This window comes from Pyxidicoccus caerfyrddinensis (genome assembly GCF_010894405.1).
GTDB lineage: Bacteria > Myxococcota > Myxococcia > Myxococcales > Myxococcaceae > Myxococcus > Myxococcus caerfyrddinensis.
Window position 1 is genome coordinate 284,112 of the sequence record NZ_JAAIYA010000003.1, and the last position, 23,435, is coordinate 307,546.

General features: G+C 70.5%; 23 protein-coding genes. 13 read left to right on the top strand and 10 right to left on the bottom strand.

What is annotated here, in order from left to right; all coding sequences use genetic code 11:
- Positions 1-29 precede the first annotated feature (29 nt).
- Positions 30-605 (top strand): hypothetical protein, encoded by a 576-nt coding sequence (locus G4D86_RS08285; RefSeq protein ID WP_163991337.1) that lies wholly within the window; start codon positions 30-32, stop codon positions 603-605.
- 6 nt (positions 606-611) lie between these two features.
- Here the strand turns inward: G4D86_RS08285 and G4D86_RS08290 are convergent, their stop codons facing one another.
- Positions 612-1,634 carry a lysophospholipid acyltransferase family protein gene (locus tag G4D86_RS08290; protein ID WP_420821848.1) on the bottom strand — a complete coding sequence of 341 codons (1,023 nt, stop codon included), beginning with the start codon at positions 1,632-1,634 and terminating at the stop codon, positions 612-614.
- 92 nt (positions 1,635-1,726) lie between these two features.
- On the opposite strand from G4D86_RS08290, the gene G4D86_RS08295 reads away from it, so the two are divergent.
- Positions 1,727-4,501, top strand: a complete 2,775-nt coding sequence (locus G4D86_RS08295) for a M1 family metallopeptidase (protein WP_163991341.1) — start codon at positions 1,727-1,729, stop codon at positions 4,499-4,501.
- A gap of 61 nt (positions 4,502-4,562) precedes the next feature.
- Here the strand turns inward: G4D86_RS08295 and G4D86_RS08300 are convergent, their stop codons facing one another.
- Positions 4,563-5,318 carry an enoyl-CoA hydratase gene (locus tag G4D86_RS08300; protein ID WP_163991343.1) on the bottom strand — a complete coding sequence of 252 codons (756 nt, stop codon included), beginning with the start codon at positions 5,316-5,318 and terminating at the stop codon, positions 4,563-4,565.
- Between the two features lie 104 nt (positions 5,319-5,422).
- Here G4D86_RS08300 and G4D86_RS08305 point away from each other — a divergent pair, with 104 nt between their 5' ends.
- A complete protein-coding gene (locus G4D86_RS08305; RefSeq protein ID WP_163991345.1) occupies positions 5,423-6,898 on the top strand; it encodes a peptidoglycan-binding protein in 1,476 nt (491 codons plus the stop codon).
- Between the two features lie 96 nt (positions 6,899-6,994).
- Here the strand turns inward: G4D86_RS08305 and G4D86_RS08310 are convergent, their stop codons facing one another.
- Together G4D86_RS08310 and G4D86_RS08315 are read right to left on the bottom strand one after the other, a co-directional pair.
- Positions 6,995-7,531, bottom strand: coding sequence for a hypothetical protein (locus G4D86_RS08310; RefSeq protein ID WP_163991347.1), 537 nt, complete (start codon positions 7,529-7,531; stop codon positions 6,995-6,997).
- Between the two features lie 53 nt (positions 7,532-7,584).
- Complete coding sequence (locus G4D86_RS08315) at positions 7,585-8,481, bottom strand: ribose-phosphate diphosphokinase (protein ID WP_163991349.1); 897 nt, start codon at positions 8,479-8,481, stop codon at positions 7,585-7,587.
- A 143-nt stretch (positions 8,482-8,624) separates the two neighbouring features.
- On the opposite strand from G4D86_RS08315, the gene G4D86_RS08320 reads away from it, so the two are divergent.
- Genes G4D86_RS08320 through orn form a run of 5 tightly spaced genes read left to right on the top strand, consistent with a single transcriptional unit; the run spans position 8,625 to position 12,345 of the window.
- Complete coding sequence (locus G4D86_RS08320) at positions 8,625-9,308, top strand: phosphoribosyltransferase (RefSeq protein ID WP_163991351.1); 684 nt, start codon at positions 8,625-8,627, stop codon at positions 9,306-9,308.
- Positions 9,309-9,327: 19 nt separating this feature from the next.
- Positions 9,328-10,020, top strand: coding sequence for a dienelactone hydrolase family protein (locus G4D86_RS08325; RefSeq protein ID WP_163991353.1), 693 nt, complete (start codon positions 9,328-9,330; stop codon positions 10,018-10,020).
- Positions 10,021-10,073: 53 nt separating this feature from the next.
- Positions 10,074-10,526 carry an archease gene (locus tag G4D86_RS08330; protein ID WP_240360120.1) on the top strand — a complete coding sequence of 151 codons (453 nt, stop codon included), beginning with the start codon at positions 10,074-10,076 and terminating at the stop codon, positions 10,524-10,526.
- A gap of 21 nt (positions 10,527-10,547) precedes the next feature.
- Positions 10,548-11,756 (top strand): alpha/beta fold hydrolase, encoded by a 1,209-nt coding sequence (locus G4D86_RS08335; RefSeq protein ID WP_163991357.1) that lies wholly within the window; start codon positions 10,548-10,550, stop codon positions 11,754-11,756.
- A gap of 37 nt (positions 11,757-11,793) precedes the next feature.
- Positions 11,794-12,345, top strand: a complete 552-nt coding sequence (gene orn, locus G4D86_RS08340) for an oligoribonuclease (protein ID WP_163991359.1) — start codon at positions 11,794-11,796, stop codon at positions 12,343-12,345.
- 10 nt (positions 12,346-12,355) lie between these two features.
- Here orn and G4D86_RS08345 read toward each other — a convergent pair whose 3' ends face one another.
- Positions 12,356-12,709 carry a response regulator gene (locus G4D86_RS08345; RefSeq protein ID WP_163991362.1) on the bottom strand — a complete coding sequence of 118 codons (354 nt, stop codon included), beginning with the start codon at positions 12,707-12,709 and terminating at the stop codon, positions 12,356-12,358.
- On the bottom strand, positions 12,706-14,241 hold the full coding sequence (locus G4D86_RS08350) for an ATPase domain-containing protein (RefSeq protein ID WP_163991364.1): 1,536 nt from the start codon (positions 14,239-14,241) through the stop codon (positions 12,706-12,708). Before G4D86_RS08350 ends, G4D86_RS08345 begins: the two co-directional genes overlap by 4 nt.
- 203 nt (positions 14,242-14,444) lie before the next feature.
- Here G4D86_RS08350 and G4D86_RS08355 point away from each other — a divergent pair, with 203 nt between their 5' ends.
- From G4D86_RS08355 to G4D86_RS08365, 3 genes are all read left to right on the top strand, one after another.
- Positions 14,445-15,584: a trypsin-like serine protease gene (locus tag G4D86_RS08355; protein ID WP_275899100.1), complete on the top strand. Its 1,140-nt coding sequence runs from the start codon at positions 14,445-14,447 to the stop codon at positions 15,582-15,584.
- Positions 15,585-15,722: 138 nt separating this feature from the next.
- Positions 15,723-16,457, top strand: a complete 735-nt coding sequence (locus G4D86_RS08360) for a glycoside hydrolase family 16 protein (RefSeq protein WP_163991369.1) — start codon at positions 15,723-15,725, stop codon at positions 16,455-16,457.
- A 71-nt stretch (positions 16,458-16,528) separates the two neighbouring features.
- Positions 16,529-17,311 (top strand): hypothetical protein, encoded by a 783-nt coding sequence (locus tag G4D86_RS08365; protein ID WP_163991371.1) that lies wholly within the window; start codon positions 16,529-16,531, stop codon positions 17,309-17,311.
- A 15-nt stretch (positions 17,312-17,326) separates the two neighbouring features.
- Here G4D86_RS08365 and G4D86_RS08370 read toward each other — a convergent pair whose 3' ends face one another.
- Positions 17,327-18,880, bottom strand: a complete 1,554-nt coding sequence (locus G4D86_RS08370) for an AMP-binding protein (protein ID WP_163991372.1) — start codon at positions 18,878-18,880, stop codon at positions 17,327-17,329.
- Between the two features lie 126 nt (positions 18,881-19,006).
- On the opposite strand from G4D86_RS08370, the gene G4D86_RS08375 reads away from it, so the two are divergent.
- Positions 19,007-20,569: a DUF5722 domain-containing protein gene (locus G4D86_RS08375; protein WP_240360121.1), complete on the top strand. Its 1,563-nt coding sequence runs from the start codon at positions 19,007-19,009 to the stop codon at positions 20,567-20,569.
- Here the strand turns inward: G4D86_RS08375 and G4D86_RS08380 are convergent.
- Positions 20,554-21,378 carry an MBL fold metallo-hydrolase gene (locus G4D86_RS08380; protein WP_163991374.1) on the bottom strand — a complete coding sequence of 275 codons (825 nt, stop codon included), beginning with the start codon at positions 21,376-21,378 and terminating at the stop codon, positions 20,554-20,556. The genes G4D86_RS08375 and G4D86_RS08380 overlap by 16 nt on opposite strands.
- A 103-nt stretch (positions 21,379-21,481) precedes the next feature.
- Between G4D86_RS08380 and G4D86_RS08385 the strand changes: the two genes are divergently transcribed.
- Positions 21,482-22,279 (top strand): helix-turn-helix domain-containing protein, encoded by a 798-nt coding sequence (locus G4D86_RS08385; RefSeq protein WP_240360122.1) that lies wholly within the window; start codon positions 21,482-21,484, stop codon positions 22,277-22,279.
- On the opposite strand, the gene G4D86_RS08390 is transcribed toward G4D86_RS08385, so the two are convergent.
- Positions 22,239-22,610, bottom strand: coding sequence for a hypothetical protein (locus G4D86_RS08390; RefSeq protein ID WP_163991376.1), 372 nt, complete (start codon positions 22,608-22,610; stop codon positions 22,239-22,241). The genes G4D86_RS08385 and G4D86_RS08390 overlap by 41 nt on opposite strands.
- Before the next feature lie 2 nt (positions 22,611-22,612).
- Positions 22,613-23,362: a hypothetical protein gene (locus G4D86_RS08395; RefSeq protein WP_163991378.1), complete on the bottom strand. Its 750-nt coding sequence runs from the start codon at positions 23,360-23,362 to the stop codon at positions 22,613-22,615.
- Between the last annotated feature and the right edge of the window lie 73 nt (positions 23,363-23,435).

Here is a 23,435-nt window from a genome sequence, read left to right on the forward strand (position 1 = left end):
TATCTTCCAGCAAGCAGGGAGGCAGTCTCATGGGCCAGTTACTCACCGCGGAGGCACTCCTCCGACTCGTCCATCAGTACTACCCGGCGGGCCTCTATGAGACCGACCCCCGGTACGAGTCCACGGAGGAGTTCAAGCGGCTCGACAAGCTCCGGCGTGCCGCTGTGAGCGATGCCCGTGCATGGGACGCATTTCTTCAGCGCGTCAAGGCGGAGATGCCGGACGGCGACGCGTGGGACTATCCCAACATCCGCTACGACCCTGCCTACTCACTCCGGTTGGGGCTGCCTGGCCATCCCGTGGGGGCACCGGAGCACAAAGAGGTGGTGCTGATGGTCTGCATCCTGGTGCCCGTGCACATCATCTACGCCGACCACAGCAAGCACGTGGGCGACATCACGGAGACCATCACCTATCAGCCTCCGCTCCCCGCGGAGTTCCTGCCCTTCGCGGAGAAGCTCGAAGCCCTCGCCATCGAAACGTTTGGCACCACTCGCCTGCAGCAGGACGTGCTTTCCACGCCCGTGCCGGACCTTCAGGTGGGCAATACCGGCTTCGGCAAGGTCACGCTCGCCGACTGCCTCTTCGGTGACTATCGCTGGTAGCCGCCCTCAGCTCTTCGCCTCGAGCGAGGCCTCCGGCTTCCCAGCGGCCGCCGGCTCCGGCTGGTACTTCCACCGCCGGTGCAGCCACATCCACTGGTCCGGGTACTTCCGGATGCAGCGCTCCAGCGCGGCCGTCACGCGCGCCGTGTGCTCGGTAATCGGGTCCTCCGCCTCACCCGGCGCGGGCGGGAGAATCGGCCCCTCCACCTCCAGCCGCAGCCTCGCCCCGCCGCGCCCGTTGCGCACGCCCATCACCACGAACACCGGCGCGCCCGTGCGCTTCGCCGCCACCGCCATGGCCGGCGTCGTGGACGCCAGCTTCCCGAAGAAGGGCACGAAGACCGCCGCCTTCGCCGGCAGCGCCTGGTCCAGCAGCATGAACGGGGACTCGCCCCGCTTCACCGCGTCGATGATTTCCTGGATGGCTCCACGCGGGTAGATGAGCCCCGCGCCGCAGCCCACGCGGTTCACCGCGATGCGCGTGTTGAGCGCGCCCTTCAGCGGCCGCACCAGCGCATCCAGCGGCACGCCCCAGCGGATGAGCATGTTCCCCAAGAGCTCCCAGTTGCCGAAGTGCGCCGTCACCATCAGCACGCCCTGGCCCGTGGCCACGTGCGCCTTCAGCGCCTCCCACGCCTCGCCGCCCTCCACTCCCTGCTCGGCCCAGTCCGGCGGCAGCCGCTCACCGCTCGGCAGCGACTCCACCACCACGCGCGCCATGTTGATGTAGGCCCCGCGCGCAATCTCCCGCCGCTCCGCCTCACTCTTCTCCGGCATCGCCATGGCCAGGTTGCCCAGCGCCACGCGGCGGCGGATGCCCAGCGTGTAGGCCAGGTTCCCCACGAAGCGGGCGAGCGCGTCGCGCGACTCGGGCGACAGCCACGTGAGGAACGCCCACACCACGCGCGTGAGCAGGTCCACCACCTTGCCGGGCGGCGTGCCGACGATGTGGCGCAGGTGCTCCGGGGGCAGCGCCTGCCTGGCCGGTTGTGGGATTTCGGGAGAGGACGTTGAGGCGATCTGGGACACGGCGGCACTCCACCTCGAACCCGCGGTGACGGCAAGGACACACACGCGCTCCGCGCTACCCTGCCTGCTTCTCATGGGCCACTATGCGCGCCATGCCCAACCTGCTCCGTCCGGCGGCCCTGGCCGTCGTCACCCTCCTCAGCGCGTGCGGTGCTCGGCAGAATCCCCCCACCGAGCCTCCCGCCGCCTCCGCCCAGGCCTCGCAGTCCGCCGCGGCCGAGGCTTCCACTCCCACCCCGCCCGAGCTGCGCCTCCCCGGCGACGTGCGCCCCACCGGGTACACGGTGGAGCTCACCGTGGACCCGAAGGCCACCACCTTCCAGGGCACGGCCGTCCTCGACCTGGAGGTGGTGAAGCCCACCTCCGTCGTGTGGCTCCACGGCAAGGCGCTCATCGTGAAGCAGGCCACGCTCACGCAGGATGGCTCGGCCATCGACGTGAAGCCCGTGAAGGGCGGCACCGACTTCCTCGGCTTCTCGCTGGCGAAGCCGCTGGAGAAGGGCGCCGCGCAGCTGCGCGTGGTGTACGAGGGCCTCGCCTCCGAGAAGGACACGGACGGCGCCTTCCGCGTCAACGAGGGCGGTGACTGGTACGTCTACACCCAGTTCGAGCCCATCGACGCGCGCCGCGTCTTCCCCTCCTTCGACGAGCCCGGCTTCAAGGTGCCGTGGCAGCTCACCTTCCACGTGCCCGCCGGCAACGTGGCCGTCACCAACACGCCGCAGGTGAGCGAGGAGTCCGGCCCCAATGGCGGCCGCACCTTCCGCTTCGCGCGCACCCAGCCGCTGCCCAGCTACCTCATCGCCTTCGGCGTGGGCCCCTTCGACTTCCACCCCGCCGCGCCCTCCGGCAAGAAGAAGGTGAAGACGCGCATCATCACCCCGAAGGGCCGCGCGGTGGAGGCCACCTACGCCGCCGAGGTGACGCCGCAAATCCTCGGCGCGCTGGAGGAGTACTTCGGCATCCCCTACGCCTACGAGAAGCTGGACGTGCTCGCGGTGCCGCTGCTCGGTGGCGCCATGGAGCACCCGGGCCTGGTGACGTTCAACTCGCGCCTCATCCTCTCCAAGCTGGACGAGGACACCCCCGGCCGCCAGCGCGCCTTCTCCAACACGCAGGTGCACGAGCTGGCGCACCAGTGGTTCGGCGACCTCGTCACCATGGCGTGGTGGGACGACCTGTGGCTCAACGAGGCCTTCGCCACGTGGATGACCCCGCGCATCATCGAGACGTGGCGCCCCACGTGGGACGCCCCGGTGGAGCGGGTGACCGAGCGCAGCGACGCGCTGGACTCCGACAGCCTCCTGTCCGCGCGCCGCATCCGCCAGCCGATTGAGAGCCAGAACGACATCGTCAACGCCTTCGACGGGATTACCTACGGCAAGGGCGCCGCGGTGCTCTCCATGACGGAGGAGTGGCTGGGCCGCGACGTGTTCCGCCGCGGAATCCAGCGTCACCTCAAGGCGCACGCGCACGGCAACGCCACCGCGAAGGACTTCCTCACCGCCCTGGACACCGAGTCCGGCAAGGACGTGACGGGGATGATGAGCACCTTCCTGGACCAGGGCGGCGCGCCGCTCGTCACCGCGTCGCTGGAGTGCGGCGCGGCCGGCGCCGACGGCGCGCCAAGCGTCAAGGTCGTGCTCACCCAGAAGCGCTACCTGCCGCTGGGCTCCAAGGCGCCGGGCCCGCAGTCCTGGCGGGTGCCGGTGTGCGTGGAGTACTCGGCCGACAAGAAGGAGGGCCGCGTGTGCACGCTGCTGGAGGGCGAGCGCACGGAAGTGGCGCTGACCGACGCGAAGTCGTGCCCGGCCTGGGTGTTCCCCAACGCGGAGGGTGCGGGCTACTACCGCATGCAGCTGTCGGGCGAGGCGGCGACGAAGCTGTCGAAGGGGGGCATGGACTCGCTGTCGCGCGCCGAGCGCGTGGCCTTCCTGGGCGACGTGCGCGCGCTGGCCATGGCCGGCTCGCTGCCCGCGTCCGAGGCGCTGGCGCTGGCGGCCCGCACCGCCAACGACAAGGACCGCGTCGTCACCGAGGCCTCGCTGGACCTGCTGGACCTGGCCGGCATGCGGCTGATTCCGGAGGCGAAGGAGGAGGAGCGCGCCCGCTTCCTGCGCGACACGTACGGCCCGCGCGCGCGGCAGCTCGGCTTCACGCCGCGCAAGGGTGAGACTGAGGACACGCGCCTGCTGCGCGGGCGGCTGGTGCGGCTGGCGGGCCGCGAGGGCGGTGACCCGAAGCTCGTCGCCGAGGCGCGCACGCTCGCGGACGCGTGGCTGAAGGACAAGCGCGCGGTGGCGCCGGAGATGGTGGACACGGTGCTCGCCATCGCCGCCGGCCACGATGACGCGGCCTTCCAGCAGAAGCTCATCACCGCGGTGCGCACGGAGCAGGACCGCAAGACGCGGCAGCAGTTGATCCAAGCGCTGGGCGGCTTCACGGACCCGGAGCTGGCGAAGCAGAGCTTCGCGCTGATTCTCGAGAAGGACCTGGACCCGCGCGAGTCGATTGGCATGTTCTTCGGACCGCGCAACCCGCGCACCGCGGCCACCGTCTACGACTTCGTGACGCAGAACTACGACAAGCTCGTGGGGGACTCGCCGGACGCGCTGCTGCCCAAGGACTGGGCGGCGCGCATGTCCTTCGTGGGCTTCGGCTTCTGCGACGCGAACAAGCGCAAGCAGGTGGCCGACTTCTTCACCGAGCGCAACGCGCGCGCTCAAGGCGGTCCCCGCATGCTGGCCCAGGTGCTGGAGGCGGTGGACCAGTGCACCGCGCTGAAGGAGGCGCAGGGGCAGAGCATCGAGACCTTCCTCGACCAGCGCGCCGCGCCCAAGCCGCCGCAGGCACCGAAGTCGCGCTGACCTCCGGATGAAGCAGGGGCCCGGATGCCGCGACCGGCGTCCGGGCCCTTATCGTTTCTGCCTACTTCTTGGAGCCGCGGGACATGAAGGCCATGAAGGCCTCCTGCGCTTCGGTGGACTGGAGGCGCTGGACGAACTCGGCGCCCTCGCGCGCCAGCGTGGCGCGGACTTCGGCGCGCAGCGGCTCGCGAATCAGTCGCTTCGTCACGCGCACCGCCTCGGCGGGACGGGAGGCCAGGGCGCTCGCGCGCTCGGCGGCCACTTCCTGGAGGTTGGCGGCCGGCACCACCTTGTTGACCAGGCCCGCGCGCTGCGCGGTGGCCGCGTCGAAGGGCTCGCCGAACAGGAGCAGCTCGCTCGCCAGCGCGAAGCCCGCCATCCTCGGCAGGAGCAGGCTGCTCGCTCCCTCGGCGCACAGCCCCAACTGCACGAAGGGCATGTTGAAGCGCGCTCGCTCGCTTGCCACGACGTAGTCGCAGTGCAGCAGCATCGTCGTGCCGATGCCCACCGCCGGCCCGTCCACCGCCGCGAGCACCGGCTTGGACGCGTCCACCAGCGCGTGCAGGAAGCGGAACACCGCGCTGTCCTCGCCGGAGGGCGGGTGCTCCATGAAGTCGCCAATGTCATTGCCCGCGGTGAAGACGCCGCCCGCGCCGGTGAGCAGCACCACGCGGACGTCGGCGTTGCCTTCCGCCTGCCGCAGCGCGTTGGTCGCCGCCTCGTACATGGCGTGCGTGAAGGCGTTCTTCTTCTCGGGCCGGTTGAAGGTGAGGGTGAGGACCCCGGACTCCAGCTTCGTCAGCAACGTGTCGGACATGACCCGGCAGCCTAGCCGAGTCCCGGCGTGGGGAGGGCCCATGGCAACTTCGGCGCACAGCCTGCGACAATCCCACCAGAACGTTGCCTTATCCGAGGAAGACCATGACTGTCCGCAGCGCCACCGCCAGCGCCCCCACCTTCCGCACGGCCAGCGCCCCTCCGCGCTTCGATGGCAGCAAGCCGGCTCCCGGCACGACCAACACCAATGCCGCGCAGGTGACGAACCCGCCGCTGCGGGGTGACCCGAAGAACCGCAACGCGGACACGTACAACCAGGTCATCAACCAGTTCGCGGTGGGCAACAACCCGCGCTACACGCCGCGCGACTCCAACGGTGACGGCACGCGCGACACCTTCTGCAACATCTTCCTGTGGGACGTGACGCGCGCGATGGGCGCGGAGATTCCCCACTGGGTGGACGGCAACGGCAACTCCGTGGCCCCGGGCAAGGGCCGGGAGATGAACGCCAACTCCACCGTGGACTGGATGCACCAGCACGGCGCGGAGAATGGCTGGCGGAAGGCGACGCCGGAGGAAGCGCAGAAGATGGCCAACGAGGGCCACCCCTCCGTCGCGCTGTGGAAGAACCCGGGCGGTATCGGCCACGTGGCGGTGGTGCGCCCCGGTGAAGTCACGGCGCAGGGGCCCGCGTCGGCGCAGGCCGGTGGGAAGAACTTCAACAGCAAGCACATCAAGGACGGCTTCGGCAACGCGAAGCCCGAGTACTGGGTGAACGACAGCGGCAAGGCCACCGGCAAGCCGCCCACCGAGCCCACGAAGCCGCCCACCACCACCCCGCCCACGACGCCCACCACGCCTCCCTCCACTGGTGGCGTGAGCGTGCCGAAGACGGACCTCAAGCGCGGCGCGGAAGGCGCGGAGGTGCTCAAGCTGCAGAAGGCGCTCGTCAAGCTGGGCTACATGACGCAGGCGCAGGTGAACACCGGCCCGGGCATGTTCGGTCCGAAGACGGAAGCGGCGGTGGCGAAGTTCCAGAAGGACCACGCCATCAGCCCCAACTCCGGCATCTTCGGCCCCAAGACGCGCGCGGCGATGACCGAGGCGCTCAAGGGCAACGGTGGCACGCAGGGCCCGGGCCCCACGGGCCCCGTCACGGGGCCGACTGCGCCCACGGGCTCGGACGCGGCGAAGGCGGCGAAGATTGACCAGATTCTGAAGGGCACGGGCCTGGCGGGTCAGGGCGCGCACATCGTGGCGATGTCCAAGAAGTACAACGTGCCGCCGGAGCTGGCGCTGGCGATGTTCCGCAAGGAAGCGTCGTTCATGACGGCGGGCTCGGCCGTGAAGAACAACAACCCGGGCAACCTGCGCTTCGCGCAGTGGGAGACGCAGTTCGGCGGCAAGCCGAACGGCAGCTTCGCGCACTTCCCCGACGTGAAGAGCGGCGTGGAGGCCTACTTCCGGCTGCTCGGCGGCCCCGCGTACCGCGACTTCATCGACCGCGGCGACTTCAAGGGCCTCATCAACAAGTACGCGCCCCCGACGGAGAACGACAGCGGGCTGTACCTCAAGCAGGTCACGCAGTGGATGCAGGAGTACAAGGCGAAGATTGGCTAGTGCTCGCTGCGTAGACGTCTGGAATTGACGAAGGGGTGGAGGGCGCTTCGGGTGCCTTCCGCCCCTTGTCGTTGGTGCGCCTGAAGGGGCAGCACCTCAGGGCAGCGAGGCGCCGCCATCCGGTCGCAGCGAGGGTGGGAGGTGTTGCGGGTCGCTCGGTGTCTCGGAGGATTGGGAGGACACCCCGGGTGCCGCGGGCACTCCCATGTCGCCCGCATCCGGGCCTTCCGGACGGAGGAGTTCGGTCGGCTGTCCATCCATGAGACTCCGGAGGATTCGCCCATCCCGGCTGATGGCGTAGCTGGCGCCTGAGTGCAGTGCGGGAGTCTGCTGGCCACAGGCCTGAGGGTCTTCGTCGATTCGGACGAAGATGATCTCCGCATGGCGGATGACCCGGTAGCGATGCGACTCCTGTCGGTCCTCGCATGCGGGCTGCTTCGCGTGTGAAGGCAGGAAGTCATTCGCGGCAAGGGTGAGAGCCCGCAGGGTGGCGCCATCCAGCTCGTACGTTCCTCCCTGCGCGCCGACCTCCACCACGGTCTGCTCGAAGAAGTGGGGGAAGACGATGGACGGGTCCTCTTCCCGTGCGACGGGACGTGTGAGGGCGCGAGGCGGCCCACACGCCAATCCCATGACGGCCCATGCCAGGGCGCACCGCCTCAGTGCCCTGGCCGTGCGAAAGCGCCTCAAGGCCGAAGCGCGCGAGCCACCAGCGGCGCCAGCGTCACCACCTCATGCGGGAACGGCAACCCCGTGGGCGGCTCCACGCTGTCCGTACTCACCAGCCGCGTCAGCGGCAGCGTGCGCAGCCGTTCAATCGCGGGGCCCACCAGCAGCGCGTGCGTCGTCACCACCGTGAAGTCCTCCGCGCAGCCCGCCTCGCGCAGCGTGCCGGCCGCCGCCGCGAGCGTGCCTCCCGTGGACACCATGTCGTCCACGAGAATCGGACGCCGTCCGCGCACCTCGCCCATCAGTCCGCTGGCGTGGACCTCATCGCCGCTCAGTCGCACCTTGTGAATCACCGCCCACGGGCGTCCCAGCAACCGCGCCAGCGCCTCCGCGCGCTTCACCGCGCCCAAATCCGGCGCCACCACCACCGACGTGTCCGTCACGTTCGGCCGCAGCGCCTCCGCCAGCAGCGGCAGCGCGGTGAGGTGCTCCAGCGGCGCGCCGAAGCACCCCTCCAGCGCGGGGCTGTGCAGGTCCACCACCAGCACCCGGGCGAACCGCCCCTGCGACAGCATGTCTGCTATCAGCCGGCCACCCAGGGGCTCGCCTGGCCGGGCGCGCCGGTCCTGCCGGGCGTAGCCCAGGTACGGCACCACCGCCTCCAGCCGGGCCGCGCCCGCCCGCCAGCACGCATCCGCCATGAGCAGCAATTCCAGCAGGTGCTCGCCCGTGGGCGGAGTCGTCGCCTGCACGATGACGGCGGTGCGCCCGCGCACCGACGCGGGCACCTCCACGTGCATCTCCCCATCGGGGAAGCGCTCGAAGTGGCAGTCGGAAGGGGCCACACCCAGGGCGGCGCCGAGGGCTCGCCCCAGGTGGGGGCTGGCAGTGCCAATGAGGAGGACGGGGTCCATGGCCTCTACCCTAGCGCGCCTTCCGGGCCGGGGGCGCGGGGCCCGGTGCTCCCCCCGGAAGCAATCCGGCGGGAGGGCCTCTGCCCGGACCTCCGCCGCCACCCGCGCCCGCCGTGCTTCACCTTGAGGGGTGGAGGATGGCGATGCGCTTTCAGGACCGGGCAGAAGGAGGCCGCCAACTGGCGACCCGGCTGTTGTCCTACCGGGGCATGAACGTGGGCGTGCTGGGACTGGCACGCGGCGGCATGCGTGTGGCCTACGAGGTGGCACGCGCCCTGGAGGCACCCCTCCAGGTCTGGGTGGCGCGGAAGGTGGACATCCCGGGACGTCCGACGACGCTGGGCGCCGTGTCCGAGGGCGGTGGCCTGTACCTGGACCGTGAGGCGCTCCGTCTGTCGCCGGTTGCCGAGCGGGCGTTCAACAACCTCGCGAATGACGCGTCGGCCGAGGTGGACTCCGAGGCGCAGCTCCTGCGCGGGCGCAGCTTCCTGGCGCTGGGCGGCGCCACGGTGCTGCTCGTGGACGACGGGCTGGTGACGGGCGCCACCGCCGCCGCGGCGCTCCAGGCCCTGCGCAAGCTGGGCGTCGCGCGGCTGGTGCTGGCCGCGCCGGTGGCCACACCGCACGCGCTGGACGTGGTGCGTCCCCTGGCGGACGCGGTGCACTGCGTGCGGACGATTGATGCCCTGCACTCGGTGTCCGAGGCCTACGTCGACCACCGCCCCGTGCCGGACGTGGAGGTGCGGCAGTTGCTGGAGCGCTCGCGCCAGCCGCCCTACCCGCGCGAGGTGCTGGAGTCCACGGACCCCGGAGGTTTCTGGATGTGAGACGAGGAGGCATGGCTACATGAAACACGGGAGGAGCACGGACCCGGACGTACGAGAGGTGAAGGTGGTGGCGGGCGGCGTGGAGCTGGGCGGGAGCCTGGGGCTGCCCTCCGGGGCGCACGGGCTGGTCATCTTCGCGCACGGCAGCGGCAGCAGCCGCTTCAGCCCGCGCAACCGCGCCGTGGCGCGCGCGCTGCGGGAAGCCGGGCTGGGCACGCTGCTGTTCGACCTGCTCAGCGAAGAGGAGGAAGCGCGCGACGCGCACACCGGCGAGCTGCGCTTCGACATCCCCTTCCTCGCGCGGCGGCTGGCGGCGGTGACGGAGTGGGCGCGGGGACAGCCGGAGCTGGCACCGCTGCGCTTCGGCTACTTCGGCTCCAGCACGGGCGCGGCGGCGGCGCTGGTGGCGGCGGCGCTGCACCCGGACCTCATCCACGCGGTGGTGTCGCGCGGCGGGCGGCCGGACCTGGCCGGGCCGATTCTTGCGCGCGTGCAGGCGCCCACGCTGCTGCTCGTCGGCGGGCGGGACATCGGCGTGCTGGAGCTGAACGAGGAGGCGCTGGCGCGGCTGGAGGGCCTGAAGGACATCCGCATCATCCCCAACGCCACGCACCTCTTCGAGGAGTCCGGCGCGCTGGAGGAGGTGTCGCGCCTGGCGGCGGAGTGGTTCACGCGCTGCCTCGGCGCGGCCATGCCGGAGGCGCGCGCATGAGCCTGGACACGCAGGGGAGCCCCGCGCTCGCGAGGGACTCCGAAGGAGGCACCATGGACGCTGGACCCGTGCCCGACGCGGGCGCCGCGCTACCCCGGGCGGAACACCCCGCCCCCGGCATGACGAGGACAGTGCGCGGCGAGGGCCGCTCGGAGGAGCAGGCGCTGGAGCAGGCCGCGGTGGCGCTGTGCGCGCTGGTGGCGGACCCGGCCACGGTGGAGGTGCGCGAGGAGGTGGAGATGGAGTGCGACGCGAAGGACCTGGACCACCTGCTCGCGGACTGGCTGGGCGCCATCGTCCACAACATGGCCGCGCGGCGGCTGCGCTTCCGGTGCTTCGCGGTGCGCCTGGACGGGCGCCACCTGTTCGGCCATGCCTTCGGCGAGCCCATGGACCCGGCGCGGCACCACGGCGCCCTCGGCCTGCGCCACCTGTCGCTTACGAGGCCCACCGTGCGGCGGAGCGCGGACGGGCGGTGGATGGCGGAGTTCGAGGTGCAGGGCTGAGCCGCACGAGAGGAGGCACGGATGGGCACCCGGGCGGTGGAGCTGCGCGGCGCGGGCGGTGTCCCGGTGACGGCGGTGCTGGAGTTGCCACCCGGCAGGCCCGCCGCCAGCGCGGTGCTGGTGTCGTGCTTCGCGTGCCTGGGCCAGTCGCCCGGGCCGGCGCGGCTGTGCCATGCGCTGGTGTCCCGCGGCTTCGCGGTGCTGCGAGTCGACTTCACCGCGCCGCCCGTCGGTAGCGACGGCGCCCAGACGAAGCCGGACACGCTGCCCTCGGTGGACGCGGTGGTGGAGGCGGCGGCGTGGCTGCGCGAGCGCTACCCGCCGGCCCGCCTGCTGGTGGGCCACAGCCTGGGAGGCACCGCGGCGGCGGCGGCGCTGCCCCGCCTGCCGGAGGTCGCCGCGCTGGCCCTGGTGAACGCACCTTCAGGCCCGGAGCCCGTGCTCGAGCGACTGACGGCGCTTGAGCGCGAGGCACAGGAGGGCGAAGTCTCCCTGGGCCCCGGACGGCTGCGCCTGGCGAAGGGCTTCCTCCACGACATCGCCGCGGAGCGGGTGGCCCAGGCGCTGGGCGCCTTCCCGGGCGCGGTGCTGGTGCTGCACGCGCCCGAGGACCGGTACGTGTCGCTGGAGCACGCGCGGCGCCTGCTGGCGGCGGCGAGGCGTCCGGGCAGCCTGTTCCTGCTGGACGGCGCGGACCACTTCCTCTCCCGCGAGGCGGACGCGTCGCTCGCCGCGGACGTGCTGGGCCCGTGGGCCGCGCGGCACGTGACGCCGGTGACGGAGCGCGAGGCCCCACTGCCGCCGGGCGTGGTGGAGGTCCACGAAGCGGGGGAGGGAAGCTTCGCCCAGGACATCCGCACGGGTCGGCACCGGCTGCGCGCGGACGAGCCGCTGAGCGTGGGCGGCGAGGACTCGGGCCCCACACCCTATGGCCTGCTGCTGGCCGCACTGGGCGCGTGTACGGCCATGACGCTGCGCATGTACGCGTCGCGCAAGGGCTGGCCGCTGGAGCACGTCCACGTGCAACTCAGCCACGACAAGGTGCACGCGAAGGACTGCCAGGAGTGCGAGACGAAGACGCGGAAGGTGGACCGGCTCAAACGCTCGGTGAAGCTGGTGGGCCCGCTCTCGGAGGAGCAGCGCGCGAAGCTCACGGCCATGGCGGACCGCTGCCCGGTGCACCAGACGCTGGAGTCGGAAGTGGATGTCCTGACGGTGCTGGAGGATTGAGCCTCGCACCCCGTCCCCGGGCTGGTAGGGTGACCGCATGATTTCGCGTGAGCAGCGCTTCGTTTGGTTGGACCTGGAGATGACGGGATTGGACCCGGAGACGTGCGCCATCATCGAGATAGGCGTCATCATCACCGGGCCGGATCTGCGTCCCCTGGCGGAGATGGAGCGCGTCATCTGGCAGCCGGAAGAAGTGCTCCTGCGCATGGAGCCGGTGGTGAAGGAGATGCACACCCGCAACGGGCTCTTGGAGAAGGTGCGCGCCTCCACCACGGCGCTGCGCGTGGCGGAGCGCGACGTGACGGCCCTCATCTCCGAGCACTGCGCGCTGGGCGAGGGCGTGCTCGCCGGCAACTCCATCCATACGGACCGGCGCTTCCTGTTCCGCTACATGCCCCTGCTGGAGCGCTACCTGCACTACCGCATGGTGGATGTGACGAGCCTCAAGGTGCTGACGCGCGCCTGGTACCCGAACCTCGTGGAGCCCCGCAAGCCGCCGAGCGGGCACACCGCGCTGGCGGACGTGCGCTCCAGCATCGCGGAGCTGCAGTACTACCGGGACGTCCTCTTCCGCGGCACGCCGGGCTGAGCGCCCGGCCTCAGTTGTCGAGCAGCTCGGAGATGGTGTCGAGCAGCAAATCCAACTCGAAGGGCTTGGCGAGGAAGCGCGCGCTGGTGCGGCGCTCCTCGTCGGAGATGCGGCCGGCGCTCATCACCACCACGGGGACGTCGCGCAGCGCGGCGTCCTCGCGCATGCGGCGCAGCATCTCCCGGCCGTCCATGACGGGCATCATCAAGTCCAGCAGCACCAGGTCCGGCTTCGCGCCCGCCATGCGCTGCAGCCCTTCCGCGCCGTTGAAGGCGGTGACGACGTCGTAGCCCTCCACGGAGAGGATGTCCTGGAGCGCCTCGACGATGGCGAGCTCGTCGTCGACGATGAGGAGCCGCTTCATGCGCCCCCCTTCCGGCGCCGCAACAGCCCCCTGCGCTTGCCGGGCTTCGCCGGCTTCTTCAGCACGCCGGGGATCAGGGGCCGTGCCTGACCGGTGAGGATGGCCTCGGCGCTCTCGAAAGTCTCCGCCACGTCGATGCCCTCGTTGGTGATGGAGAACAGCCGGAGGGCCGGGTCATTGTCGCTCTCGCGCATCTTCAGCACGGACAGCATGCGGTAGAGCTGCGAGCGCAACTCCACGAAGCGCAGGAGGAGGATGTTGTCGATGATGGCCTCCACCCGCTCCAGCGGCGCGTGCAGCACCGGGCCGAAGAGGGTGTTGGTCTGCTGTGTCGCCAGCATGGTGACGCCCAGGGCACGCAGCTGGTTGTTCATCGCGGTGAGGAAGCGCGGGATGCGGTGGGGGTCCGTGGACTCCTGGACGAAGGGCTCCAGCCCGTCCAGCACCAGGCGCTTGATGCCGTGCTTCTCCACCAGGTCGAACAGCTCCTGCACCAGCGCGTCCGGCAGCGACTCCACCGCCAGGCGCGACTCCAGTCTCACCAGGCCCGAGCTCGCGTACTCGCGCAGGTCCAGGCCCACCATGTCCGCCTTGTTGAGGATGCGGGCGCCAGTCTCCACGAAGCCGAAGTAGAGGCCCGGCTCCCCCAGGCGCGCGCCTTCCGCCAGGAAGTGCAGGCACATCAGCGTCTTGCCACTCCCGGGAGAGCCGAAGACGAGCGTGGACGAGTAGCGCACCAGCCCGCCGTGCAGCATCTCGTCCAGCCGGGGAATGCCGAAGGCCAGCCGCTCCCGCAGCTCCGGCACGCGCTCCGCCTGCTCCGAGTAGAGGGCCTCGGTGCGCGGGTAGATGGTGAGCCCGGAGTCCGAGATGTCGAAGCTGTGCTTGCCGGCCAGCTGCCCGGCGCCGCGGAACTTCGCCACCTCCACGCTGCGCACGGACTTGACGCCCTGCGGGTCCATGGTGAGGAGGACGACGCCGTCCACCATGGCGAACTGCGGGTCGGCCGCGTCGCTGCTCTGGCCGGTGAGCAGCAGCGTGGTGCAGCCCGCGAGCGCGTTGTGCACGCACAGGCCATGGAGGAACTCGCGGAAGGCGATGCGCGACTCGGCGCTCTCCTCCACCGCGGACAGCCCGTCCAGCACCAGCGCGGTGGCGCCTTGCTCGCGCACCGCGCGGAAGATGAGCCGGCTCAGGCCCGCGAGCCCCTCTGACTTGAGGGGCGCGTAGCCGCTCTCATAGTTCACCGTCCGGCCCACCTCCTCCTTGCGGAAGAAGCTCATGCCCTGCAGGTGCAGCACCATGCGCGCGTGCGACTCGGCGAGCACGGTGAGGTAGATGGCCTTGCCGCCGTGGGCGACGGTGGAGAAGCAGAACTGGTTGCCGAGGATGGTCTTCCCCGTGCCCGGCACACCGGTGACGATGTACGTGCCACCGCGCAGCCAGCCGCCACGCAACAGGGTGTCCAGCCCTGGCACGCCGCTGGGGACCCGCGCGTCGCTAGAGCCCGCCAGGTCAGAGGTGTCCGTCACAGGTGCTCCTTCCTCCCTCGGCCGCGAAGGTAGGCCACCGGGGGATGCCAGCCACGGAATTGAACGCGCTGTGTTCGGAATGCAGCGATGGACGCGCATATGCCGACAGGTGCGTTATCCCCGTTGACCGGTGATGTCGGGACATCCACAGTACGCGCGTTTCATCCCCCATCACCGAGGTCCGAATGTCGTCAGGCATGTTCATGCGTCGCTGGGCGGTTGCGAGCGCGATGTCGCTGCTGGTCGGTTGCGGTCCGGAGGTCGTCGAAGAGAAGGGCACCCAGGAGCCGGTGGCGTCCGACGCGCAGGAAATCGTCGGTGGCACCAACACGACCATCGCCGCCAACCCCTGGCAGGTGTCGCTGCAGACGAGCTCGGGCTTCCACTTCTGCGGCGGCTCGGTGCTGAACGCGAACTGGATTCTGACCGCGCAGCACTGCGTGAATGATGGCGGCGTCATCAGCAAGCCGGCGCGCGTGGCGGCGGGCAGCACGACGCTGAGCGGGATGAGCACCTCCGGGCAGATTCGCTCGGTGGCCGAGGTCATCGTGTATCCCGGCTATTCCGGCCCCGAGACGGGCAAGGACGTGGCGCTGCTGCGCCTGTCCACGCCGTTGGACCTGAGCGGCGCCAACGTGAAGGCCATCGGCCTCGTCACGGCGGCGGACGCGTCCTCGGGCGTCACCAACACGGGTGTCGTCACGCGCGTCACCGGCTGGGGCACGCTGTCCAGTGGCGGCTCGAGCCCCAACACGCTGCAGACGGTGGACGTGAACATCCTGAGCAACGCCTCGGCGCAGACGTCCTACCCGAGCGAGACCATCACCGCGGACCAGCTCGCCGCGGCTGCGGCCGGCAAGGACTCGTGCCAGGGCGACAGCGGCGGTCCGCTGACGGTGCTCAAGGGCAGCACCCGCGTGCTGGCGGGCGTCGTCAGCTGGGGTTACGGCTGCGCCGACTCGCGCTACCCGGGCATGTACTCGCGCGTGTCGTCCTTCGAGAGCTGGATTACGCCGAAGATCAGCGGCACGCCTCCTCCGACGACGACGCTGCTCACCAAGACGGGCCTGTCCGGTGCGACGAGCAGCTTCCAGCACTTCCCCATCACCGTCCCGGCGGGCTCCACCAGCCTCACGGTGCTCCAGTCCGGCGGCACGGGTGACGCGGACCTCTACGTGCGCCAGGGCTCGCAGCCGACGACGACGGCGTACAACTGCCGCCCGTACCTCAGCGGCAACGCGGAGACCTGCACCATCTCCAGCCCCGCCGCGGGCACCTGGTACGTCTCGGTGCGCGGCTACTCGACGTTCTCCGGCGTGTCGCTGACCGCGACCGTTCCGTAGCGCGTCTGGCTTCAAGGGCGGCGCCGGCCCCCACGAGGGGACGGCGCCGCCCGCCCGGCCACCGGTCCAGGAGGCGCCGGGCTGGGCTCCGACATGCTCGAGCCCTAGGTTGATGCAGCGTCGAACCGGGGGTCATCCATGAGAAGCGCACGTGTGCTGGGAATCGCTCTGCTCTCCTGTCTCGTCCTGGCCCCGCTGGCGGAGGCGAAGAGCGTCGTTTTCTCCGGCTATCAGTGGGACGTGCGCAGTGGCCAGGGCGGCCCGGGTCCCAACACCTGGGATGACCGCAACGTCTGGGTGGATGCGAACGGCTGGCTCCACCTGAAGATTGCCTGGCGTGACGGCCGCTGGACGACGGCGGAGCTGTACATGCCGCAGCAGCGTCTGGGATTCGGCACCTACCAGTTCAAGGTGGTGGGCCGGCCGGACCTCTTCGACGACAACGTGGTGCTGGGCCTGTTCAACTACACGCGTCCCGACGTGGGGCCGGACGGCACGAACGAAATCGACCTCGAGTTCGCGAAGTGGGGTGGCAGCCAGTCGCAGATGGGCAACTGGGCCGTGTACCCCGCGGTGACGGGCGTCACCTATTCCCACCAGTCCTACCCCATCAGCCTCACGGGGACCTACTCCACCCACCGCTTCCAGTGGTCGTCGAGTCAGGTCTACTTCCAGGCGCTGCACGGCCACCAGAATGGCAACACCAACCAGTTCGCGAGCTGGCTCTTCAGTCCGCCGGACTCCCTGCAGCGCATTCCCCAGAACCCGCTGCCGGTCCACATGAACCTCTGGCTCTTCCAGGGGCAGGCGCCCAAGAACGGCCAGGAGGTCGAGGTCGTCATCGCGGAGTTCAAGTTCATCCCCGCGCCGTAGGGCGGGCCTGGATTGAATTTCCAGCGCGCTCCACCGTCGGCTGTTTCAGCCCCCGCACCGTGGAGTCGCCCATGTCCCGCACCCTCGCCAGCCTCATTCCCCTCTGCTTCCTCGTCGCCGCGTGTGGGACGTCCGCGCGGCAGCAGGCGCTCATCGAGCGGCGGGACGCCATCCGTACCGCGAATGCGGAGCACCAGGAGGAGTTCATCCGGACCTATCGCGGCGACGACGGGTTCCAGGACACGCGCTGGGGCATGTCGCCCGAGGAGGTGAAGGCGCTGTACCCGGAGGCGTCGACGACCAGCTCGGAGGGAGACCTGCGCGCCACCACCGAGGTCGCTGACCGCGACGCCACCGTGGACTTCTTCTTCGCCATGGACAAGCTCGCGGCCGTCGTCGTCCAGTTCGAGCAGCCGGACCCGCTCCGGGAGGAGTTCGGCTCGCTCTCGGAGTTGCTGCGGATGAAGTACGGCCAGCCCGTGGCCGAGCGGGACACCACCGCGGACGCGGAGCGGAAGCTGTGGGACATCGAGTCCTTCAATGACCGGACGGAGCGCACCGCGAGGATGCGCGAGCTTGGCTCCAAGCGCCGCTCCACCCAGGACCCCGTGGATGCCGAGTCCCGGCAGCAGGAAGAGGAAGAGCGGCTCGAGGCCATCCAGGCCCGCAACGACTTTGGCCTCTGGAGCGAGTGGCGGACCGGCGAGACGCAGCTCGCCCTCATCGGACGCCAGACGCCCGCGACGAGCATGCTCCTCATCCAGTACGAGAGCCGCCACCTGAAGCCCTACCTGAAGCGCTTCCTGGACAGCTCCGAGGCGGAGCGCAAGCGCGACCAGGTCCGGGACCTGTAGTCGCGCGAAGGGCGCTCAGCGCGCCGCCAGCCTGTCTCGCAGCAGGTGCTTCTGCACCTTGCCCAGTGCATTGCGAGGCAGTGCCTCCACGAAGACCACGCGGCGCGGCTTCTTGAAGCTGGCGAGCCGGTCCTTGCACCAGTCCACCAGTGCCTGCGCTTCCGGCGCGGGCACACCGGCGGGCGGCACCACCACCGCCACCACCTGCTCGCCGAAGTCCGCGTCTGGCATTCCGAGCACCGCGACCTCCGCGACGCCGGGGTGCGAGGCGAGCACCTCCTCCACCTCGCGCGGGTACACGTTGAAGCCGCCGCTGATGATGAGCTCGCGCGCGCGGCCGGTAATCCGCAGGTAGCCGTCCGCGTCGTGCTCGCCGAGGTCACCGGTGCGGAACCAGCCCTCCGCGTCGAAGGACTCGGTGGTGGCGTCCGGGCGGCGCCAGTAGCCGGCGAAGACGTGGGGCCCGCGCACTTCAATCTCGCCCGTCTCGCCGCGGGCCAGCGGCTTGCGCGAGCGCACGTCCACCACGCGCGCCTCCTGGCCGGGGTAGGGGAAGCCCACCGTGCCGGGGCGGCGCTCGCCGTCGTACGGGTTGGTGGTGTTCATGATGGTCTCCGTCATCCCGTACCGCTCCAGGATGCGCGCGCCGAACTCCGCCTCGATGTCGCCGAAGAGCTGCGGGCTCAGCGGCGCCGAGCCGGACACCCACAGCCGCAGCTTGTGAGGCTTCACACCCGTGCGCCGCGCCTCCTCCAGCAGGCGCCCGTACATGGTGGGCACGCCGAAGAACATCGTGAGCGAGGCGTCATCGCGCAGCGCCTCCAGTGCCTCCGACGCGACGAAGCGCCGGCGCAGGTCCGCGCTGGCGCCGGTGTAGAGCGTGCCGTGCAGGCCCACCATGAGGCCGTGGGTGTGGAACAGCGGCAGCGCGAGCAGCAGGCGGTCTTTCTCCGTCCAGCCCCAAGCCTCGGTGACGGCCTTCACGTTGGCCAGCAGGTTGCGGTGCAGCAGCATGGCGCCCTTGGAGCGGCCCGTGGTGCCGGAGGTGTAACCCAGCACCGCCAGCTCCTCGGGACGCGGCAGCTCCAGCGGCGTGGAGGAGGCGGCGGTGCCCTGCGCGAGCAGCGTGTCGAAGGGCACCACCGTGAGGGACGCGGGAAGCGCGGTGGCCGGAGCCTCCACGGTGACGAGCCACTGGAGCGAGGGGAGCTGCTCCCGCAGTGGCGCCAGCTCCGCCGCACCGGCCGCGCCGGTGACGCATGCGCGCACCTCCGCGTCGGAGAGGATGTGGGCCAGCTCCACCTGCTTGTACGCGGTGTTGACGAGCACCACCACGCCGCCCGCGTGCTGCACGCCGAGGTAGGCGATGGCGAACTGCGGACTGTTCTCCAGGAACAGCGCCACGCGCTCCCCGCGCTGCAGCCCGAGCGCCTTCAGGCCCCGAGCGAACTCGGCGACGCGTCCGGCGAGCGCGCCATAGGTGTACGCCTCGCCCTCGAAGGTGAGCAGCGGGCGAGACGGAGTGCGGTGGGCGTGGTCCAGGAAGGCTTCGAGCAGGGAGGCCGGCATGGCGGCGCAGCCTACCGCCAGCGCCCCGGCGGGAGGCCCGGACAATCATGCTCGGGTAATAAATGAATAAACGGAATAGCAGGTTCCTGGCTAGGGTGGCCCATTCCTCTTCTCCAGGAGCCATCCATGACTTGGGAGTTCCGCCGTTGGAGCCGGTTGCTCGCGGTGCTGCTGACGGGGTTGGTGATGCCCACGGTGGCGTCGGCGCAGCTGCCGTACCCCACGCGCAGCGCGTACCGCATCAAGAGCGTGCAGCCCGACTTCTGGCCCAGCTACGACGAAATCGCGGGCAACAACACGGGCGGCGTGGCCATGAACCTGGTGTGGGCCAACTGGGAGCCGTCGGTGCAGGCGCCGCCGTGCGCGGCGGGGCGGGTGGAGTACAGCGGGCGCTGCTACGTGCTGGACGCGGGGGTGGACGCGGCCATCCGCGAGTGGACGGCGCGCGGCCTGGTGGTGACGGCGATTGTGTACGGCGTGCCCGCCTGGGCGCGCGCGGGGCGGGTGTGCACGCCGGCCGCGCCGGGCTTCGAAATCTTCTGCGCGCCCAACAACGCGGCGGACTACGGGCGCTTCGCCGGCATGCTGTCGTGGCTCTACAACGGACAGAATGGCCATGGCCGCATCGCGGACTTCGTCATCCACAACGAGGTCAACTCCAACGACTGGTTCGACATCGGCTGCGGGCAGGGCGCGGGGGCGTGCAACGTCACGGCGTGGCTGGACACGTACGCGGCCAACTACAACGCGGCCTATGACCAGGTGGTGGCGTGGCAGCCCGCGGCGAAGGTGCTCATCTCGCTGACGCACCACTTCGGCACCGAGTTCGACCAGCCCTCGGCCTCGAGCCCGCTGCTGTCGGGCATCACCGTCATCAGCGGCATCGCCGCGCGGGCGGGCTCGCGCTCGTGGCGCGTGGCGTACCACCCGTATGCGCCGGACCTCTTGCGGCCCCAGTTCTCCGCGGACGACTACCCGCGCGTGACGTACGGCAACCTGGGCGTGCTGGCGGGCTGGTTGCGCAAGACGTACCCGGGCCGGCCGCACGCGTGGGAAATCCAGCTCACGGAGAGTGGCATCCACTCGGGCAGCCCGCAGTCCTCCGAGGCCGCGCAGCAGGCCGCGGTCTGCGACACGTTCCGCAACGTGCTCGGGACGCCGGGCATCGAGAACTACGTCTACCACCGCATGCAGGACAACGCGGCGGAGGGCGGGCTGGCGCTCGGGCTGCGCCGCACGGACGGCAGCGCGAAGCCGTCGTGGTCCACGTGGGCACTGGCGAACCGCAATGACTTGAACCCGCCCCAGCTCTCCTGCGGCTTCGAGGACCTGCCGTACACGCGCCTGCGCCGGGCCTACCACTCCACGAAGGGCCACTGGGCGTCGTCGCGGCTGCCTCCTCCGGGCTTCGGGGTGGAGCGCTCGTGGCGGCTGCTGCGCGACGCGGCCGCGAACACGCGACTGTTGTACGAGTGCCGCGTGGGCAACCACAACCTGCTCTCGCCGGATGTGAACTGCGAGGGTCAGTTCGCGATGGGGCCGGTGGGCTACATCTACACCTCGCAGGTGACGGGCACGGTGCCGCTGTACCGCTGCCGCATCGGGCAGGGGCAGGACCACTTCATCTCCGGTGCGTCCAACTGCGAGGGACAGGTGACGGAGCAGCTCCTCGGCTACGCGGTGCCGTAGCGCTGGAAGTCGGTGGGGCAGTGGGCGCAGAAGACGCTCACTGCCTTCGAGTGGTCTCTTACGAGCTCCCGCAGGCGCGCCTGGTTCGCCACGCGCGCCGGGTTGTCCGTCGAGCGCAGCCACTGGAAGAGGGCCACACCGGGCGGGCTGCGCGGGGACACCGGGTGGATTTCGCGGTGGCTGAAGTACGCATCCCCCGCGTGGAGCAGCCAGCCGCCCGGGGTCTTCACCGCGATGCCGCAGTGGCCGTCCGAGTGGCCGACGAGCGGGACGATGAGCACCTCGTCGGAGAGGCCGGGGATGGGGCGCACGGCCTCGAAGCCGAACCAGCGCTCGCCGTCCACCGCGTGCACGTTCCACCGGGGCCCGTGGGCCCACTGCTGGGGCCGGTAGCCGAACTTCTTGCTGCGGTCCACGGGCTTCATCGCGGCGGCATGCTCGTCGCGGAAGACATGCACCTCGGCGGTGGGGAAGTCCGCCAGGCCGCCCGCGTGGTCCAGGTCCAGGTGCGTGGGGAGGATGTGGCGCACGTCCTCGCGCTTGAAGCCGAGCTGCTCGACACGCGCGACGGCGGTCTCACGCGGGTCCAGCCGGGGCGCGTTGCGCTTGATGAAGCGCTGGCCCAGGCGTGAGGGGTCCTGGATGTCGTGCGTGCCCAGGCCGGTGTCGACCAGGGCGAGGCCCTGGGAGGTCTCCAGCACGAGGCAGTGGCAGACCATCTGTGCGCGAGAGAAGAAGCTGCCCTCGCCCAGCACGAAGCGGGCGCTGGCGGGGCAGAGGGTGCCGCAGTTGATGTGGTGGACTCGCATGGTCCGCTTCGAATAGGCGCGATGGCCTGGGGGCGATTGGAGGAATCGGCCATTCCTCCCGGCACGGGTTGAAGGCGGTGGAGCGGTGGCCCATGCTTGGGGCGTGACTGTCTCGGTCCTCCCCGTTGCGCCCGCGAGCGCGCTGTCGCGCTTCGTGAAGTGCTTCCGCGTCATCTCCGGCGGAGACGACGAGGGCTCCTTCATCCGGCTACCGGATGGCGAGGCGGACCTGGTGCTGCGCTTCACGGCTTCCTACGGTGGGGTGCATGCCATCGGCACGCGCTTGAGCGTGCTGCGCAAGCCGGTGGACGTGGTGCCGCCGCAGACGCTCGTGGTGCGCTTCAAGCCCGGGGGCGCCTATCCCTTCTTCGGCGTGCCCATGTCCGAGCTCACCAACCGCATCGTGTCCATCGACACGCTCTGGGGCGCGGACGGCTCGCGCCTGCGTGAGAGGCTCGGGGACGCGGCCTCTGTATCCGAGCGGCTGCACGTGCTGGAAGGCGTCCTCACGGAGCGCATCCAGCGCGGAGACGTGTTCGAGCCCGCCGGGGCGTACGTCGTGCGGCGCGCCGTCCGACTCATCACCGAGGCCACCGAGCTGCCACGCGTCGAGGGACTGGCGCGCGAATTGGGCATCAGCCCGCGGCACCTGCGACGCGCCTTCGAGGACGTGGTGGGCGTGGGCCCGAAGGAGTTCGCGCGAGTCGTGCGGTTCCAGCGCGCGGTGCGCGCCTCACAGCGCGCCACCACGCCGGACTGGGGCGCCATCGCCGCGGCGACGGGCTACTACGACCAGTCCCACCTCATCACCGAGTTCAAGGCGCTGACGGGCGTCACGCCCCGCGTGCTCCTGCGCCCGCTCAGCGCGTCTCCTGCTGGAAGGTCTTCACCAGCGCGTTGATGCGCCGCCCGGTGGGGTCTTCCTTCCGGGGGTCGGCGATGACGAGCACGAGCTTGCCGGAGACCACCGTGGAGCCCACGGTGTTGCCGACGAGCGTCCACCCGGCCTCCTCGGCCTGCTTGGCCTTCTCGGCGTTGTCGAAGACGCACACCGTGGTGTCCAGGCCGCTCACCTTGCCGGCCTGGCACTTTCCACCGGGCAGCTTCTCGCCGGCATCGGTGAACGCCGAGGGCGACTCTCCGGCCGCCTTCCACGCATCAATCACATCGTCCGCGCCGCTGGAGCAGCCCGCCACCAGCAGGGCCATCAGCGGGAATGCCGCGCGCCGCATGCTCAGTGCCGTCCCTTGTGCTTCTTGTGCTTCTTGTGCTTCCTGTAGTCGTCGTGGCCGCAGTGGTCGTCGTGGTGGTGCTCGTGCACGACGCGCTCCTCGCGAATGATGACCACCTCGCGCTCGGGCGGAGGAGGCGGAGGAGGGGGAGGAGTGCCCACCCGCACCTCGATGCTGGGCACCGGGAGGTTGAGGCCCACCTGGATGATGGGGCCGTGGTACTCGGGCGGCGGGGCCACCCGCACCACCGGGCGCGGGGCGCTCCAGGGGCGGTAGACCGCGTTGACGCGCAACAGCTTCGGGCTCGCCAGCTTGTACTCCTCGGGGTACTCGCCCGCGTAGTAGGAGACGTCCTCCTTCTCCACGAACTCGTGGCGCGGCGGCGGCTCGTAGGCGTGGTAGTGCGGCCCGTCCTGGTAGCAGTACTCCACGTCGTCCTCATCCGCGTCGACGTGGATGATGACGTTGATGACCACCGGATGATGCCCGTAGTAGGCGTGCCGCGGGCCCTCGTAGCCGAAGGGCGTCGGGTCCCCGATGAAGACGTAGACGTTGTCGCGCGTGCGGTAGAGCACGTCCGCGTGCAGCGGCGAGGCGGTGTGCACGTGCGTCATCTCGATGTGGCACAGCCCATCCGCGGGCTGGCCGGTGCGCGGATGCAGGCCCGCGTACTTCCACTGCTTCGCCTCGGCCACGCCGGCGGCGGTGAGCAGGAGCACCGCGGACAGGCCGGCCAGATTCAGTCGTGACATGGTGGGGTTCTTCCTCGGGGGACGGACGTCATACCAGACCCTGTGGGTGTGGGACCGAGCACACTCGGGATCG